The sequence below is a fragment of the Ottowia sp. genome (genome assembly GCF_016703145.1).
Classification (GTDB): domain Bacteria; phylum Pseudomonadota; class Gammaproteobacteria; order Burkholderiales; family Burkholderiaceae_C; genus Ottowia.
Window position 1 is genome coordinate 679770 of the sequence record NZ_JADJCO010000003.1, and the last position, 16137, is coordinate 695906.

At 69.8% G+C, this 16137-nt stretch carries 11 protein-coding genes; 6 read left to right on the plus strand and 5 right to left on the minus strand.

Annotation, left to right across the window (positions count from 1 at the left end; all coding sequences use genetic code 11):
* Positions 1 to 158 precede the first annotated feature (158 nt).
* Entirely contained in the window at positions 159 to 1319 is a 1161-nt protein-coding gene (locus IPG65_RS06875; protein ID WP_293188496.1) for an alpha-hydroxy-acid oxidizing protein, read from the plus strand.
* 49 nt (positions 1320 to 1368) lie between these two features.
* Here the strand turns inward: IPG65_RS06875 and IPG65_RS06880 are convergent, their stop codons facing one another.
* A complete protein-coding gene (locus tag IPG65_RS06880; protein ID WP_293188497.1) occupies positions 1369 to 2709 on the minus strand; it encodes a lipase family protein in 1341 nt (446 codons plus the stop codon).
* Positions 2710 to 2847: 138 nt separating this feature from the next.
* On the opposite strand from IPG65_RS06880, the gene IPG65_RS06885 reads away from it, so the two are divergent.
* Positions 2848 to 3471 carry a response regulator gene (locus tag IPG65_RS06885; RefSeq protein ID WP_293188498.1) on the plus strand — a complete coding sequence of 208 codons (624 nt, stop codon included), beginning with the start codon at positions 2848 to 2850 and terminating at the stop codon, positions 3469 to 3471.
* 58 nt (positions 3472 to 3529) lie between these two features.
* Here IPG65_RS06885 and dacB read toward each other — a convergent pair whose 3' ends face one another.
* Positions 3530 to 5002, minus strand: a complete 1473-nt coding sequence (gene dacB, locus IPG65_RS06890) for a D-alanyl-D-alanine carboxypeptidase/D-alanyl-D-alanine-endopeptidase (RefSeq protein WP_293188499.1) — start codon at positions 5000 to 5002, stop codon at positions 3530 to 3532.
* A gap of 131 nt (positions 5003 to 5133) precedes the next feature.
* Entirely contained in the window at positions 5134 to 7281 is a 2148-nt protein-coding gene (locus tag IPG65_RS06895; RefSeq protein ID WP_293188500.1) for a PhoX family phosphatase, read from the minus strand.
* Between the two features lie 237 nt (positions 7282 to 7518).
* Here IPG65_RS06895 and IPG65_RS06900 point away from each other — a divergent pair, with 237 nt between their 5' ends.
* Positions 7519 to 11139 carry an indolepyruvate ferredoxin oxidoreductase family protein gene (locus IPG65_RS06900; RefSeq protein ID WP_293188501.1) on the plus strand — a complete coding sequence of 1207 codons (3621 nt, stop codon included), beginning with the start codon at positions 7519 to 7521 and terminating at the stop codon, positions 11137 to 11139.
* A 155-nt stretch (positions 11140 to 11294) separates the two neighbouring features.
* Here IPG65_RS06900 and IPG65_RS06905 read toward each other — a convergent pair whose 3' ends face one another.
* Complete coding sequence (locus IPG65_RS06905) at positions 11295 to 11867, minus strand: hypothetical protein (protein ID WP_293188502.1); 573 nt, start codon at positions 11865 to 11867, stop codon at positions 11295 to 11297.
* Positions 11868 to 12259: 392 nt separating this feature from the next.
* On the opposite strand from IPG65_RS06905, the gene yajC reads away from it, so the two are divergent.
* The 3 genes from yajC to secF all read left to right on the plus strand — a co-directional run bounded on the left by yajC (position 12260) and on the right by secF (position 15543).
* The gene (yajC, locus tag IPG65_RS06910; RefSeq protein ID WP_293188503.1) at positions 12260 to 12592 is read left to right on the plus strand and encodes a preprotein translocase subunit YajC; all 333 of its coding nucleotides are present in this window, start codon (positions 12260 to 12262) and stop codon (positions 12590 to 12592) included.
* Positions 12593 to 12683: 91 nt separating this feature from the next.
* Positions 12684 to 14573 carry a protein translocase subunit SecD gene (secD, locus tag IPG65_RS06915; protein ID WP_293188504.1) on the plus strand — a complete coding sequence of 630 codons (1890 nt, stop codon included), beginning with the start codon at positions 12684 to 12686 and terminating at the stop codon, positions 14571 to 14573.
* A 16-nt stretch (positions 14574 to 14589) separates the two neighbouring features.
* The gene (secF, locus tag IPG65_RS06920) at positions 14590 to 15543 is read left to right on the plus strand and encodes a protein translocase subunit SecF (protein ID WP_293188505.1); all 954 of its coding nucleotides are present in this window, start codon (positions 14590 to 14592) and stop codon (positions 15541 to 15543) included.
* Positions 15544 to 15603: 60 nt separating this feature from the next.
* Here the strand turns inward: secF and IPG65_RS06925 are convergent, their stop codons facing one another.
* Positions 15604 to 16107: a DUF494 family protein gene (locus IPG65_RS06925; protein ID WP_293188506.1), complete on the minus strand. Its 504-nt coding sequence runs from the start codon at positions 16105 to 16107 to the stop codon at positions 15604 to 15606.
* Between the last annotated feature and the right edge of the window lie 30 nt (positions 16108 to 16137).

A 16137-nucleotide genomic window follows, 5' to 3' on the forward strand; every position in this document is an offset into this window, starting at 1 on the left:
CATCCCTGACCCGACCTCGCTCCGCGCGCAGGGCGAGGCCAGCGCCGGTTCGGGCATCATGATGCCCGGCCGCCCGGGGAAACGGGCCGGCATCGGAATCACCCGACCCATCAACGACAAGCGGCGGACTGCACCGCCGCGCCCGAAGGAGACCCGCCATGCCCCATTACGGCGACTATCAGAACGAGATCTACGGCTTGGGCCTGCGCGGGATCGTGCCCAAGGTGCCGGTCAACGCGGCCCTGCTGGAGGAGCGCGCGATCGCCGCCATGCCGCCCTACTTGCGCGACTACGTCCAGGGCGGATGCGGTGACGAGCACACGCAGCGATCGAATTCGACCGCCTTCCAGCACTGGGGCATGGTGCCCCGGATGATGGTGGACGCGAGCGAGCGCGACCTGTCCATCGACCTGTTCGGCCTGCGCCTGCCTTCGCCGATTTTCATGAGCCCGATCGGCGTCACCGGCCTCTGCACCCCCGACGGCCATGGTGACATGCACGCGGCGCGGGCCTCGGCCGCCACCGGCGTGCCGATGATGGTCTCGACCCTGGCCAACGACCCGCTGGAAGAGGTGGCCAAGGCCGTGGGCGACACGCCCGCGATGTTCCAGCTTTACACGCCGCGCGACAAGGACCTCGCCGAGAGCCTGGTCCGCCGCGCCGAGGCGGCGGGCTACAAGGCCATCGTCGTCACGCTCGACACCTGGGTCACCGGCTGGCGTCCGCGTGACCTGAACGCGGGCAACTTCCCGCAGTTGCGCGGCCATGTACTGACCAACTACTTCCGCGACCCCGTCTTCCGCAAGCTGCTCGGCAAGCCGGTCGCCGAGAACCTGGCCGAAGCGGTCGGCCTGTGGGCGCGGCTGTTCGGCAAGGTGCTGACCTGGGACGACATGGCCTGGCTCAAGTCGATCACCCGCCTGCCCATCGTGCTGAAGGGCATCTGCCATCCGGACGACGCGCGGCGGGCGGTCGATGCCGGCGCGGACGGCATCTTCTGCTCCAACCACGGCGGCCGCCAGGCCAATGGCGGCATCGCGGCGATCGACATGCTGGCGGACGTCGTGCAGGCGGCGGGGGACGTGCCGGTGCTGTTCGATTCCGGCGTGCGCTCCGGCACCGACGTGGTGAAGGCGCTGGCGCTGGGCGCGCGCGCCGTCGGGATCGGGCGGCCTTTCGCCTACGGGCTGGTGCTCGACGGCGCCGACGGCGCGGCGCACGTGCTGAAGTGCATCCTGGCCGAGGCCGACCTGCTGATGGCGGTCAACGGCTACCCGACGCTCGGAGCCGTCCGCGCCGCCGGCGTGAAGCGGGTGTAGCGCGCGCTCCGCGGGGCCTTGGCCTCGGCGTGGGATGGGGTGGTGCGCGCTACAGGCCCTGAGCCAGCCGGCCCATCCGGTCCACGGCGAAGCGGAAGTACTCCGGCACGCAGTCCAGGTGGCCGAGTTCGGGCGTGGTGCAGTCGGTCAGCGTCACATGGCCGCGTGCGCCGGCCGCCTCGAAACTGCGCAGCGCCGACAGGGCGGCGGAGTAAGGCACCGTCTTGTCCTCCCGGCCGTGGAACATGTACACCGGCACGGCGGGCGCCCAGCCCAGGTGCACGCTGTGGTCCCGCGCGATGCTTTCCTTGTCATCGGCCAGATAGCGGTCGAGGAACAGCGTCTGGTAGGTCACGTCGGCGTCTTCCGGCACCATCTGGCGCAGCAGCAGGCGGCGCAGTTCGTCACGCACCGAGCCGGGGAGCTTGCTCAGATTGCCAGGGTCCAGCAATCGGCGCAGGGAAGATGGCAAACGTCTCAATTGCTCGTCCAGCGTCTCCTGCACGTCGTAGGGACCGCCACCGGGCACGGCGGCCTGCAGTTGCGTCGCCAGCGCGCCGCCTTCCTGCTGAATGACGCGGTGCTCCGCCATGGTGGCGTAGCCGCCTTCCGAATAGCCGGCCAGGAAGAGCTGTCCGTTGTCGGCCACGCCTTCCCGCAGCCGCCATTTCTGAGCGGCGGCGAGCATGTCGATGACCGCCCGTGCCGCCGGGGTGGCGGTCAGGTACGGGTGTTCCACGCCCTTGGACGCGCCGAAGCCCACGTAGTCGGGCGATACCACGATGTAGCCCAGCGAGGCCAGCACCAGCGGCGGCTCCACCGCCTCGACCTTGCGGGATGGCGCCTGGTCGTCGTGGAAGGTCGTGGCGTGCTGGTAGCTCAGCACCGGGCTGGCCACCACGACGGGCTTGATGGGCACGCTGACCAGTCCGGAAGCCTTCACCGGCATGCCGTTCTTGTCGGTGGTCATGTAGGTCAGGCGGTAGGAGGTCACGTCGTAGCGCGGCGCGATGCCCTCCCGCACCTTGCTCTCGGGCGAATGCAGGGCTTCGGTGATCTCGCTGGCCTTGATGGTGTTGACGGTGGCGCTCGACGTCAGGCTGCCGGGTCCGATGTCGGGTTCGGGCTCTGGTTCAGTGACGGGCGGTGGCGCGGGGGGCGCGGGAGCAGGTTCGGGCGCGTTCACCGGCGGCGGCGCGGGAGCAGGCTCGGGCGTGTTGACGGGCGGAGGCGCGGGAGCAGGCTCGGGTGTATTGACGGGCGGCGGTGCGGGCGTGGGGCCGGGTGTGTCTTCGTCATCGCCGCCGCCGCAAGCGGCCAGCATCAGACTCAAGGTCAGCGTGGCCAGCAGCGGGCGGCGCGGCGCGGGGCAAACGGGGGGTGGCGGCACGGTTCGAACTCCTGGAAGGCGTGGTGACAAACGCGACCCATCCGCCCGGGCTGTCCAAGGGGACGCTGGCCCGCACGGTCGAATGGACGGGCCATTTTGCCATCGTACCCGCGCGCCCCTGCCTCTAGAATCGTCTGCATGTCCCCTTGCGGCGATGCCACCGTCTACATCATCGACGACGACGCCAGCGTGCGCGAGGCGATGGCCTGGCTGTTGCGCTCGCGCCGGCTGCTGTCGGAGGCCTATGCCGGCGCGGCGGCGTTCGAGCAGGCGCTGGGCGAGACCGAGCCCGACACCCCCGGCTGCATCCTGCTGGACGTGCGCATGCCCGGCCTGAGCGGGTTGGCGCTGTTCGACCGCCTGCTGGAGCGCGGCATCGCCTCGGCGTGGCCGGTGATCTTCCTCACCGGCCACGCCGACGTGCCGACGGCCGTGGACACGGTCAAGCGCTGCGCCTTCGACTTCTGCGAGAAGCCCTTCTCCGACAACGCCCTGGTCGACCGCGTGGAGCAGGCACTGGCGCTGTCGCGCGAGCGCGTGGCCCAGCGCGCCGCCCAACGCGCGCTGCGCGCGCGGGTGCGGGAGCTGACCGAGCGCGAGCGCGACGTGATGCGCCTGATCGCCGAGGGTCGGCCTAACAAGCTGATCGCCGAGGAGCTGGGCATCAGCGTGCGCACGGTGGAGGTGCACCGCGCCCGCGTGTTCGAGAAGATGGACGTGAAGTCGGCCGTGGAGTTGGCCAATTCGCTTCAAAAAATATAGCTACCAGCGCAGTATTCATACGGGATTCAGGCCAAAAAGGCTTGAAACTCGCGTTTTCTCAAGGCTGGTCCCGCACCGCCCACTCGATCAGCCGATCCAGCGCCGGCCGCGCGGCGCCCGCGTTGGGGTGGTTGACGAGGCCGACCACGGCGTACTTCTGGCCCGAGCGGCCCCAGGCGTAGCCGGCCACCGCCGCCACGTCGCGCAGCGTGCCGGTCTTCAGGCGCGCGTTGCCGATGGCCTCGGACTCCGGGCTGCGCGCCGCCAGGCGCCGCGCCGTGCCGTCCACGCCGGCGATCGGCAGCGACTGCTCGAACACGGCGGCATGCGGGTCCTCCGCCGCCTGCTGCAGCAGCGCGGCCAGCGACGCGGCGGTGGCGCGCCCGTCGCGCGACAGGCCCGAGCCGTTGTCCACCACCGGCGTGGCGCGCAGCCCGAAGCGCTGGCGCCACCAGCGCCGCAGGGCGTTGCCCGACTCGGCGAAGCTGCCGCGCCCGTCGCCGCTGGACGACAGGGTCAGGAAGAGCTGCTGCGCCATCACGTTGTTGGAGAGCTTGTTGATGTCGGCCACGATGTCGGCCAGCGGCAGCGAGTAGCCAGTCACCAGCGGCTGGCCGGTGGCGGGGCGGTCCAGCCACTTCACCTGGCCGGTCAGAAAGCCGCCGGCGCCGCGCCACATGGCCTCGATCACGCGCGGCGCGTGGCTGGCCGGATCGACGTGGGCGACGGCCCACTGCTGCTCGCCGCAGCCGAGGGCGTAGCGGCCGCCGAAGGTGACGCGGCCGGGGTCGCTGAAGTCGGCCGCCAGGCGCGCGCGCCAGTCGCCGCAGGCGCCGGTGGCGGCGTCCACCTCGGCGGGAATCTCGACGCCGGCGATCGGCGGCTCGCTCTCCACCCGCACGCGGCGCCGCGCGGCGTCGGGCACGAAGCGGAAGACCAGCGCCTTGAAGTTGACCAGCAGCCCGTCCGGCCCGACGTTGTAGGGCCGCAGCGGGTCGTCGTCGAAGGCGGCGGCGTCGTGCGGCGGCAGGCGGAACACGCTGTTGTCCAGCAGAATGTCGCCGTCGATGGCGCGCACGCCCTTGTCGCGGATGGCCGCGATCAGGTCGGCCAGGCGCTCGCGCACCAGCTTGGGGTCGCCGCTGCCCTTGATCAGCAGGTCGCCGTGCAGCACGCCGCGGGCGACGTAGCCCTGGGTGAAGACGCGCGTCTTCCAGAAATGGCCCGGCCCCAGCAGATCCAGCGCGGCGTAGGTGGTGACGAGCTTCATCACCGAGGCCGGGTTCATCGGCGCGTCGGCCTGCCAGGACAGGCGCGCCGGGTTGCGCTCGCCGCCGATATGGGCCGCCGCCCGGCCGACGGCGCCGGGCGGCGGCGGCAGCGGCGCCACCACCATGGCCACGCTGGCTTCGGGAATGCCGGCGCGCGCCAGCGCCTGCGCCACCTCCGGCGGCAGCGCCTGCGCCGCCGCGCCCCACGCCCATCCCAGCCCGGCGGCGCTCAGGCCGATCGATCGCCACATGCTTCGCATGGAGGCCGAGTGTAGGGCGGGACGGGCGGCGGGTCAGGACGGGAATTTCAGTGTTTTCGGGCCTTTGCTGGCGCGGATATTGCGCTGATAGCTATCAATATTGAAGTGACGAGGCCTGCGCCGCAAGGCGGTCAGATGCCGATGGTGCCGCCGTCCGCGCGCGTGACCACCACCGTGGCCGAGCGCGGGCGCTTGTGGCCGGCGTGGGCCGTGTCGCCGGCGGGCGCCTGGCTGCCGGGCCAGTGGCTGGTGAAGGTGCTGGTGGCGAAATCGGCCGTGTCCTCGCCCGGGTGCTGCACGTTGAAGAACAGCGTCTTGCCGTCCGGCGTGACGGTCACGCCGGTGATCTCGCAGTCGAACGGGCCGACCAGGAAGCGGCGCACCGTGGCATCCGTGGGCTTGGCGCCCATGCGGGTGGGCTGGCCGTCCTTGGTGGTCAGCGTGCCGCCGTCGCCCACCTGGCCGGGGAGGGCGGCCAGCATCATGCAGTTGGTGACGTCGGTGTAGGCGCCGTCGTCGGTCTGGATCCACAGCAGGCCGCCGCCGGCGCTGCGCTGGTCGAAGTACAGGCCGTCGGGGCTGGAGAAGTCGTTCGCGGCCGTCAGGCCGGAGAGGTTCTCGCTTTGCGCGCCGTCCTCGCGGGCGCCGAACAGGAACACGTCCCAGTGGAACTTGGTGGCGGCCTGGCTGCCGTCCTCGCGCCAGCGCACGATGTGGCCGTTGGCGTTGCCCACGCGCGGATTGGCGGCGTCGAGGCTGGCGGCGGTGCGCTGCGAGTTGTTGGTCATGGTCATGTAGACCTCGTGGTTCAGCGGGTTCACGCCGCCCCATTCCGGCCGGTCCATCTTGGTGGCGCCACGGAAGTCGGCGGCCAAGCGGCAGAACATCACCACGTCGGCCTGGTCGGCGAACGGGTACACGGGGTTGGAGGCGTCCAGCCCGTGCTGGCCGTGGGCCAGCTCCAGCCATTCGCCGGTGCCGTCGTCGTTGAATTTGGCGACGTAGAGCGTGCCCTGGTCCAGGTACTTGGCGCCCGCGGCCGTGCCGCCGTTGATGTCCCGCGGGTCCCACTGGGCGTCGGACACGAACTTGTAGACGTACTCGTTGCGGGCGTCGTCGCCCGAGTAGATGACGATCGGCTCGCCGGCCCGGGCGGGCGCGGGCCACGCACCCTCGTGGTTGAAGCGGCCCAGCGCCGAGCGCTTGACGGGCTTGCTGTCGGGGCGGAACGGATCGATCTCGACCACCCAGCCGAAGCTGTTGAAGATGTTGCGGTAGTCGTCGGCGGGCGCGGCACCGCTGGCCTGGCTGTTCCAGCGCGGGTAGGGCTCGCCCTCGGGCGTGTCCCAGCCGTAGGGGTTGGCGCGGCCCTCTGGCAAGCCGTAGCGCTTGAAGGCCGCGATGTCCTCGGCGCCGCGGCGGGCGTCATCGCCCGCCGCGCGGCCGAGCACGTTCAGGTAGTTTTCCTCGCAGGTCAGGTAGGTGCCCCAGGGCGTGTAGCCGCAGGCGCAGTTGTTGTTCATGCCGAAGGCTTCGCGGCCGTCGGGCGAGAGCCGGGTGACCAGCCGGGCGCTGCCGGCGGCGGGGCCGCCCACGTCCATCGGCGTGGCCGAGTGCACGCGGCGGTTGTAGCGCGAGCCGCGCACCATCTCCATGTCGTTGCCGCCGGCCTTGCGGCGCACTTCCACCACGCTGGCGCCGTGGGCGAAGATTTCCTTGTCCACCTCGCCGGCGGGGCGCTTGCCGCCCACCCTGGTGGAGCCGGCCGGGTGCAGGCCGTAGGGGGCGACCACGTACTCGTGGTTGACGCACAGCAGCCCGCGGTTGGAGCGGGCGGCGTCGAACGTGCCGTCGTCGGCCAGGCCGAAGAAGACCATGCCGTCGTGGCCGTCGCCGATGCGGCGCTGGTAGGACTCGGCCGTCTCCGAGCCGTCGTCCCGCCACGAGGCGTCGCCGAACTGCATCGGGTCGCCTAGCGCGTGCAGGATGCTGATCTGGTAGCCCTCGGGCACGGTCACCTGGTCGGCGTTGGTTTTGGCCACCGCGGCGAAATTGAAGCCGGCCGGGGCCGGCGCGGGCGGAGAAGCGTCGCCGCCGTCGCTGCCGCCGCAGGCGGAGAGGCCCGCGCCGCCGAGCAGCGCGGCCGTGGCGGCGCCGACGCCGCCACGCAGCGCGCCGCGCCGGCTCAGGCGCACGGCCAGGATGCCGTCGATGTGCGGGTTGGAAGAGGGGTTGAGGATCTCGTTGTCGTCGTATTCGGACGCGGGGGTGGGGTTCATCGCTCGTGGGTTCCGATTTGTTGAATGGACGGGTCGAACCCCGGCATCCTGGAGGCCGAACATGGCGCTGTCGTGACGGCGGCGTGACGCTTTCTTGACATCTCGGCCCGGCGGCCCGGGGGCCACGCCGGCCACCCGTGCCGCGAATGCGGCATACACTTGAATCGGCATCGCCCACCCGGCGGGGCCGCCCCACTGGTCCGCTCACGAGGCGGTAACTTCCAGGAGACACGCACGATGAACGCCCCCCTGCCCGAGCACATCCGCAAGGCGCTCGAAACCGTCACGCTCGACGACAAATACAGCCTGGAGTACGGCCGCGCCTTCATGAGCGGCATCCAGGCGCTGGTCAAGCTGCCCATGCTGCAGCGCCAGCGCGACCAACTGGCGGGCAAGAACACCGCCGGCTTCGTCAGCGGCTACCGCGGCTCGCCGCTGGGCGGCTACGACCAGGCGCTGTGGGCGGCCAAGAAGTACCTACAGGCGCAGAACATCGTGTTCCAGCCTGGCGTCAACGAAGAACTGGCGGCCACCGCCCTGTGGGGCACGCAGCAGCTCGGCTTCGCGCCGCCGGGCAGCAACAAATTCGACGGCGTGTTCGGCATCTGGTACGGCAAGGGGCCGGGGGTGGACCGCACGGCCGACGTCTTCAAGCACGCCAACATGGCGGGCACCACGCCCTGGGGCGGCGTGATCGCCGTGGCCGGCGACGACCACGTGGCCAAGAGCTCCACCGCCGCGCACCAGAGCGACCACATCTTCAAGGCCTGCGGTCTGCCGGTGTTCTTCCCCTCGACGGTGCAGGAGATCCTGGACCTGGGCCTGCACGCCTTCGCCATGAGCCGCTACGCCGGCGTGTGGGCGGGCATGAAGACGATCCAGGAGATCGTCGAGTCCAGCGCCACGGCCCTGATCGACCCCGAGCGGGTGCGCATCGCGCTGCCCACCGACTTCGAAATGCCGCCGGGCGGCGTGCACATCCGCTGGCCGGACGCCGCGCTGCCGCAGGAGGAGCGCCTGTTCAATACCAAGTGGTACGCGGCGCTGGCCTACGTGCGCGCCAACCGGCTCAACTACAACGTGATCGCCGGGCCCGACGACCGCTTCGGCATCATCGCCAGCGGCAAGGCGTTCAACGACACCCGCCAGGCGCTGCTGGACCTGGGCCTGGACGACGCCACCTGCCGCCAGCTCGGCATCCGCCTGCACAAGGTGAACGTGGTGTGGCCGCTGGAGGCGCAGATCACGCGCCAGTTCGCCACCGGCCTGCGCGAGATCCTGGTGGTGGAGGAGAAGCGCCAGGTCATCGAATACCAGCTCAAGGAGGAGCTGTACAACTGGCGCGCCGATGTGCGCCCCAATGTGCTGGGCAAGTACCACGAGGGCGACGAGTCGGACCACACCGGTGGTGAATGGTCGCGGGGCAACCCCACGGCCAACGTGCTGCTGCGCGCCAACGCCGACCTGTCGCCGGCCCTGATCGCGCGCGCCATCGCGCAGCGGCTCAAGAAGCTGGGCATCGACAGCGGCATGCAGGCGCGCATCGACCGCCAGTTGGCGGTGCTGGACGCCACCGACCGCGCCATGCAGTCGCTGCATGTCAGCGGCTCGGGCGCCGACCGCATGCCCTGGTTCTGCTCCGGCTGCCCGCACAACACCAGCACCCGCGTGCCCGAGGGCTCACGCGCCATGGCCGGCATCGGCTGCCACTTCATGAGCATCTGGATGGACCGCGACACGGTCGGCTTCACCCAGATGGGCGGCGAGGGCGTGCCCTGGGTCGGCCAGCAACCCTTCAGCCACGAGAAGCACGTGTTCGCCAACCTGGGCGACGGCACCTACTACCACAGCGGCACGCTGGCGGTCCGCCAAGCCATCGCCGCCGGCGCCGACATCACCTACAAGATCCTCTACAACGACGCCGTGGCCATGACCGGCGGCCAGCCCATCGGCGAGCGGCCGGACGGCCTGTCGGTGATCCAGATCGCGCAGAACATGCGCGCCGAGGGCGCGGCCAAGATCACCATCGTTACCGATGAGCCCGAGAAATACGACCAGGCGCGCAAGGAAGGGCTGCCGGACGGCATCGAGATTCACCACCGCGACCGGCTGGACGCCGTGCAGCGCGCGTTCCGCGAGATCAAGGGCACCACCGTCATCATCTACGACCAGACCTGCGCCACCGAGAAGCGCCGCCGCCGCAAGCGCGGCACGATGGCGGACCCGGCGGTGCGCGTGCTCATCAACGACCTGGTGTGCGAGGGCTGCGGCGACTGCAGCGTGCAGAGCAACTGCCTCTCCGTGGAGCCGCTGGAGACCGAGTTCGGCCGCAAGCGCACCATCAACCAGAGCAGCTGCAACAAGGACATGTCCTGCCTCAAGGGCTTCTGCCCCAGCTTCATCACCGTGGAGGGCGGGCAGCTCAGGAAGAAGGCCAAGGCCAGGTCCGGCGTGTCGCCCTTCGAGCTGGGCGCGCTGCCCGAGCCCGCGCTGCCCACGCCCGAGGCCGGCGGCGCCTGGGGCATCGTGGTGGCGGGCGTGGGCGGCACCGGCGTCATCACCATCGGCCAGTTGCTGGGCGTGGCCGCGCACATGGAGGGCAAGGGCATCGTCACGCAGGACGCCGCCGGCCTGGCGCAGAAGGGCGGCGCGACCTGGAGCCACGTGCTGATCGGCGCCACGCAGGACGACATCCGCACCACGCGCGTGAGCATGGCCGCGGCCGACCTGGTCATCGGCTGCGACCCCATCGTCGCCGCCAACAAGGAGACGGTGCTGCGCATGCGCGAGGGGCGCACGCACGTGGCGCTCAATTCGCACGGCACGCCCACGGCCGCCTTCGTCACGGACGGCGGCTGGCAGAACCCGGCCGAGCGCTGCGCCGCCGACATCGCGCGCGCCGTCGGCCCGCGCGGCCTGGCCAGCTTCGACGCCGACGCCGTCGCCGGCCGGCTGATGGGTGACACGCTCTACGTCAACCCGATGCTGCTGGGCTACGCCTGGCAGAAAGGCTGGGTGCCGCTGGCGCGCGAGTCGCTGCTGCGCGCCATGGAGCTGAACAACGTGCAGGTCGACAACAACAAGGCTGCCTTCGAGTGGGGCCGCCAGGCGGCGCACGACTTCTCGCGCGTGGAAAACGCGCTGAAAGGGGCGCTGGCCGGCAGCGGCGGCGCGCAGGTGATCGAGTTCAGGAAGCGTGAGACGCTGGACATGCTGCTCGGCCGCCGCGTGGAGTTCCTCACCGCCTACCAGAACGCCGCCTACGCGCAGCAGTACAAGACCTTCGTCGAGCAGGTGCAGCAGGCCGAGAGCCGGCTGGGCCGCACCAGTCTGAGCGAGGCGGTGGCGCGTTACCTGTACAAGCTGATGGCCTACAAGGACGAGTACGAGGTGGCCCGGCTGCACAGCGATCCGGCCTTCCTGGCCCGCATCGGCGCCCAGTTCGAGGGCGAGTACAAGCTCAATTACCACTTGGCGCCGCCCCTTGCGGCCAAGCGCAACGAGAAGGGCGAATTGGTCAAGAAGAAGTACGGCCCGGGCATGCTGACCGCCTTCCGGTGGCTGGCTCGGCTCAAGGGCCTGCGCGGCGGGCCGCTGGACTTCTTCGGCCGCACCGAGGAGCGCCGCGCCGAGCGCGCGCTGATCCAGCAGTACCGCGCCAGCCTGGAGGAAGTGCTGAAGTCGCTGTCGGCCGACAACCACGCGGCTGCCGTCGAGGTCGCCCGCATCCCGGAGCAGATCAAGGGCTACGGCCACGTGAAGGAGCGCAACCTGAAGGCGGCGCGCGAACGCTGGGAGGCGCTGATGGCCCAGTGGCGCCAGCCGGGCGGCGCGCCCGTGGTCCGGCAGGCGGCCTGATTTAGGTGCTCCGCGGATTCCTGCGGAAGGCTGCCTTGATCTTCAGGAAGAAGCAGTCGGCATCGCGGTAGCCGAGAGCCTGGCGTTTGCTCAGTTTGATCGTGTTGTGCCTTGGAACTGGCCGGTGACTGCGGCTGGGGCAGCTGCGGAGGCCGTCAGGCGCCAGGCCTGCGTCGGCGCCGGGCGAGCAGGCCAACACCGGCGGCGAGCAGAACCAGCGCGGGCACGCCGAGCGCCGGCACCGGGGCCGGGGCCGGCGGGGTGCCGCGAATGGTCAGCGTGTACGGCCCCGTCGATGATCCGAAACCGTCGGCGCGGAACACGTAGCTGCCGGTGACCGGGGCGACGAATATCACGCGCGAACTTTCGAAGGCATCGCAATCGACGCCAAGCGGATTGTCGTCGGTGCCAAAGCCGTCGTCGTCGTAGACATCGGCGTTGGCGATGTCGCTGGCGTCGCTGCCCGGAAAGAACACGGACAGGATCGGATCGAGCGGCCGTGAGACGCCATCCAGGTCGCAGACGAGGGTGCTGGTGACACTGGTACCCGCCGTTATCGGAACGGTGTACAGGTCATACTGGGGATCGCTGGCGATATTGCCGGAGTGGGTCTCGACGAAGGACGTCTGGGCGAGGGTGATGCCTGGCAGCGCCAAGCAGAGAAACGCGAACAGGCGAACGATCATGGGCATGAGGGCGACCTCTTTCGGCAGGATGCGCAAAGACACGGAGGGCGAGAATTCGTGCCATGTCAGCAACATAGCCTCGCTTGATGCATTGTATCAAGGGAGTCACAAATGATGCAATACCGAACGCACCGGCCGGCCACGGGCGGTGCTCCCCTGCTGGAGGCCGCCATGACCGCGCACGGCGCACCCGTTGCTTGACGTCGGCAGCCACAGCGAAGCGGGCAAGCACGGGGTTTTAGGGGTCATATCGAACTTCAGAGCCCACCCGGTAAGCGTCAGCAGCTATTAAATATGTAGCAATCGGCGAAGCCCCGCAGCTTACTACAATACGCGGTTGCCTCGCGTGCCCGCTGATCGCGGGCGCGCCTTCCCGCCCGGGCGCCCGCCGCGTGCCGCGTGCCTGCCGCCATCCCTTCCTCAGGAGTCCCGTCGTGTTCATCTCCAACGCTTTCGCCCAGACCGCCCCGGCCGCCGCCGCGGGCGGCGATATCTCCTCCTCGATCATGGGCATGCTGCCGCTGGTGCTGATGTTCGTGGTGCTGTACTTCATCATGATCCGCCCGCAGATGAGAAAGCAGAAGCAGCACCGCACCATGATCGACGCCCTGGCCAAGGGCGACGAGATCGTCACCGCCGGCGGCCTGCTGGGCCGGGTGACCGCGCTGTCCGAGGGCCAACTGGGCCTGCAGATCGCGCCCGGCGTCGAGGTGCAGGTGCAGCGCAGCGCCGTGGCGCAGGTGCTGCCCAAGGGAACCATCAAGTAAGCCGGCGACTCGCACCGGCACCGCGCGCCCTGCCGTCCTCCGCGCCGGCCCGTCCCCGGGCCGGCGTCCGCCTCCGATCCCGCACCTCCCCATGAACCGCTACCCGCTCTGGAAGTACGCGATCATCCTCATCACGCTGGTGGTGGGACTGATGTACACCCTGCCCAATTTCTTCGGCGAGGCGCCGGCGGTGCAGGTGTCCGCCGGCAAGGTGACCACCCGGGTCGATGCGGGCACCCTGTCGCGGGTGGAGGAGGCGCTGCGGGCCGCCGGCGTGACGCCCACCCAGCTCGGCCTGGAGGCCGGCTCGGTGCGGGCGCGCTTCGACACCACCGACATCCAGCTCAAGGCCAAGGACGCGGTCGAGCGGGCGCTCAACCCCGATCCGGCCGAGCCGGGCTACATCGTGGCGCTGAACCTCGTGTCGCGCTCGCCCGCCTGGCTGACCGCGCTGCACGCCAAGCCCATGTACCTGGGGCTGGACCTGCGCGGTGGCGTGCACTTCCTGCTGCAGGTGGACATGCGCGCGGCGCTGACCAAGAACCTGGACACGCAGGTGGGCGACCTGCGCGTCGCGCTGCGCGACAAGAACGTGCGCCACGGCGGCATTGCCCGCGAGGGACAGGCCATCGAGATCCGCGCCGGCGACCCGGCCACGCTGGAGGCGGCACGCGGCGTCGTCGCCGACAAGTTCGCCGACCTGCAGGTCAATCCCGGCCAGAGCGCCGGCGATCGCCTGGTGCTGACCTTCAAGCCCGAGGCGCTGCGCCGCGTGCAGGACAACGCCGTCAAGCAGAACATCACCACCCTGCACAACCGCGTCAACGAGCTGGGCGTGGCCGAGCCGGTGATCCAGCAGCAGGGCGCCGACCGCGTGGTCGTGCAACTGCCCGGCGTGCAGGACACGGCCAAGGCCAAGGACATCCTGGGCCGCACCGCCACGCTGGAGATGCGTCTGGTCGACGAGAGCGCCGAGGGCCGCGCCGCCGAGATGAGCGGCGGCACGGTGCCTTTCGGCTCCGAGAAATTCCTGTTGCGCGACGGCTCGCCGGTCATCGTCAAGCGCCAGGTCATCCTGACCGGCGACAGCCTGACCGACGCGCAGCCCGGCTTCGACCAGCAGACCCAGCAGCCCAAGGTGGACCTGACCGTGGACAGCAAGGGCGGCCGCATCATGCGCGACACGAGCCGCGAGAACTTGAAGAAGCGGATGGCCATCATCCTGTTCGAGAAGGGCAAGGGCGAGGCGCTGACCGCCCCCGTGATCCAGGCCGAGTTGGGCACGCGCTTCCAGATTTCCGGCTCCATGACGGTGAACGAGGCCAACGACCTGGCGCTGCTGCTGCGCGCCGGCTCGCTGGCGGCGCCGATGGAGATCATCGAGGAGCGCACCATCGGCCCCAGCCTGGGCGCCGAGAACATCGACAAGGGTTTCCACAGCGTGATGTGGGGCTTCCTGGTCATCGCGGCGTTCATGTGCCTGTACTACATGCTGTTCGGCGTGTTCTCCGCCATCGCGCTGACCTTCAACCTGCTGATGCTGGTGGCCATCCTGTCGATGCTGCAGGCCACGCTGACCCTGCCGGGCATGGCGGCGGTGGCACTGACGCTGGGCATGGCCATCGACGCCAACGTGCTGATCAACGAGCGCATCCGCGAGGAGCTGCGCGGCGGTGCTTCGCCGCAAGCCGCCATCCATGCCGGCTTCGACCGCGCGTGGGCGACCATCCTGGACTCCAACGTCACCTCGCTGATCGCCGGCCTGGCGCTGCTGGCCTTCGGCTCGGGGCCGGTGCGCGGCTTCGCGGTGGTGCACTGCATCGGCATCCTGACCTCGATGTTCTCGGCCGTGTTCTTCGCCCGCGGCATCGTCAACTTCTGGTACGGACGCCAGAAGAAACTCAAGTCGGTGTCGATCGGCACCGTGTGGAAGCCGGAGGCCGGGAAGGCCCTGGCGCCCGACGCCGGCCGCGTGCGCTGAAAGGGAGCATCCAAAGATGGAATTCTTCAAGATCCGGCGCGACATCCCGTTCATGCGGCACGCGCTGATTCTCAATGTCGTGTCGTTCCTGACTTTCGCGCTGGCGGTGTTCTTCCTCGTCACGCGCGGCCTGCACCTGTCGGTGGAGTTCACCGGTGGTACGGTGATGGAGGTGGCCTACAGCCAGCCGGCCGACCTCGGCAAGGTGCGCGGCACCATCGCATCGCTGGGCTACAGCGACGTGCAGGTGCAGAACTTCGGCACCTCGCGCGACGTGATGATCCGCCTGCCGGTGCAGAAGGGGCAGACCTCGGCCCAGCAGAGCGAGCGCGTGCTGCAGGCGCTCAAGACGGCCAGCGCGGACGTGGCACTGCGCCGCACCGAGTTCGTCGGCCCGCAGGTCGGGCAGGAACTGGCCGTCGACGGGCTGAAGGCCCTGGCCTTCGTCATCATCGGCATCATGATCTACCTGTCGATGCGCTTCGAGTGGAAGTACGCCGTCGCCGGCATCATCGCCAACCTGCACGACGTGGTGATCATCCTGGGCTTCTTCGCCTTCTTCCAGTGGGAGTTCTCGCTCTCCGTGCTGGCGGCGGTGCTGGCGGTGCTGGGCTATTCGGTGAACGAGTCGGTGGTGATCTTCGACCGGATCCGCGAGAACTTCCGGCGCTACCGCAAGATGAGCACGGTGGAGATCATCAACAACGCCATCACCGCCAACATCAGCCGCACCATCATCACCCACGGCTCGACGCAGATCATGGTGGTGTCGATGCTGCTGTTCGGCGGCGAGACGCTGCACTACTTCGCCATGGCGTTGACCATCGGCATCCTGTTCGGCATCTACTCCTCCGTGTTCGTGGCCGCCGCCATCGCGATGTGGCTGGGCGTCAAGCGCGAGGATCTGGTCAAGCCCAGCCGCAGGGAAGAGGGCGACCCGAACGATCCCAACGCTGGCGCGATGGTGTAGGTGGGCGCGGTCCGGCAGGGAGGGGTGCGCGCCGAGCCGGGGCGGCGGCCGCGGTAGCCGTCAGTGGGCCACGCGGCGGCCCGCGTCGTCGCACAGCTCGTCCAGCACCAGCAGGTCCGGGCTGGCGCCCACGCGCCAGTAGACCATCATGATGAGGATCTTCAGGTCGTCCAGCGCCAGCGGCGGCTCGGGCACGACCAGGGCACGGTCGATCACCAGCTCGCGCAGCCCGGCCGGCAGCGCGCCCGCGTCTTCCAGGAAGCGCAGGCAGGCGATGCCGTGCGGGCCCAGGTGCTCCAGTTCCGCCGGGCGGTACACGCGCAGGCTGTTCGGCGCGGCGGGCCAGGCGGGGAACTGTTCGGGTGCCAGGTGCGGAGGGCCGACGACCGGCTCCAGGCGCACGCCGTGGGCCGCTTTGTGCAGGCCGTCCAGCCAGGTGAGCGCCTGCTGGATCTCCTCGCGGCCGAAGCCGGCGCTGCCGAGCCGGTGGGCCAACTGCTCCCGGCCGGGGCAGTGGTCACCGCCCCAATAGTTCTCGTAGACATACACGAGCACTTCATACATGGGGTCAATATAGCGCATGCCGATGGCGGA

Excerpts from the sequence above, each read along its gene's own strand:
- IPG65_RS06875 (WP_293188496.1), top strand. The coding sequence starts at position 159 with ATGCCCCATTACGGCGACTATCAGAACGAGATCTACGGCTTGGGCCTG.
- IPG65_RS06885 (WP_293188498.1), top strand. The coding sequence starts at position 2,848 with ATGTCCCCTTGCGGCGATGCCACCGTCTACATCATCGACGACGACGCC.
- dacB (WP_293188499.1), bottom strand. The coding sequence starts at position 5,002 with ATGCGAAGCATGTGGCGATCGATCGGCCTGAGCGCCGCCGGGCTGGGA.
- IPG65_RS06895 (WP_293188500.1), bottom strand. The coding sequence starts at position 7,281 with ATGAACCCCACCCCCGCGTCCGAATACGACGACAACGAGATCCTCAAC.
- IPG65_RS06900 (WP_293188501.1), top strand. The coding sequence starts at position 7,519 with ATGAACGCCCCCCTGCCCGAGCACATCCGCAAGGCGCTCGAAACCGTC.
- secD (WP_293188504.1), top strand. The coding sequence starts at position 12,684 with ATGAACCGCTACCCGCTCTGGAAGTACGCGATCATCCTCATCACGCTG.
- secF (WP_293188505.1), top strand. The coding sequence starts at position 14,590 with ATGGAATTCTTCAAGATCCGGCGCGACATCCCGTTCATGCGGCACGCG.
- IPG65_RS06925 (WP_293188506.1), bottom strand. The coding sequence starts at position 16,107 with ATGTATGAAGTGCTCGTGTATGTCTACGAGAACTATTGGGGCGGTGAC.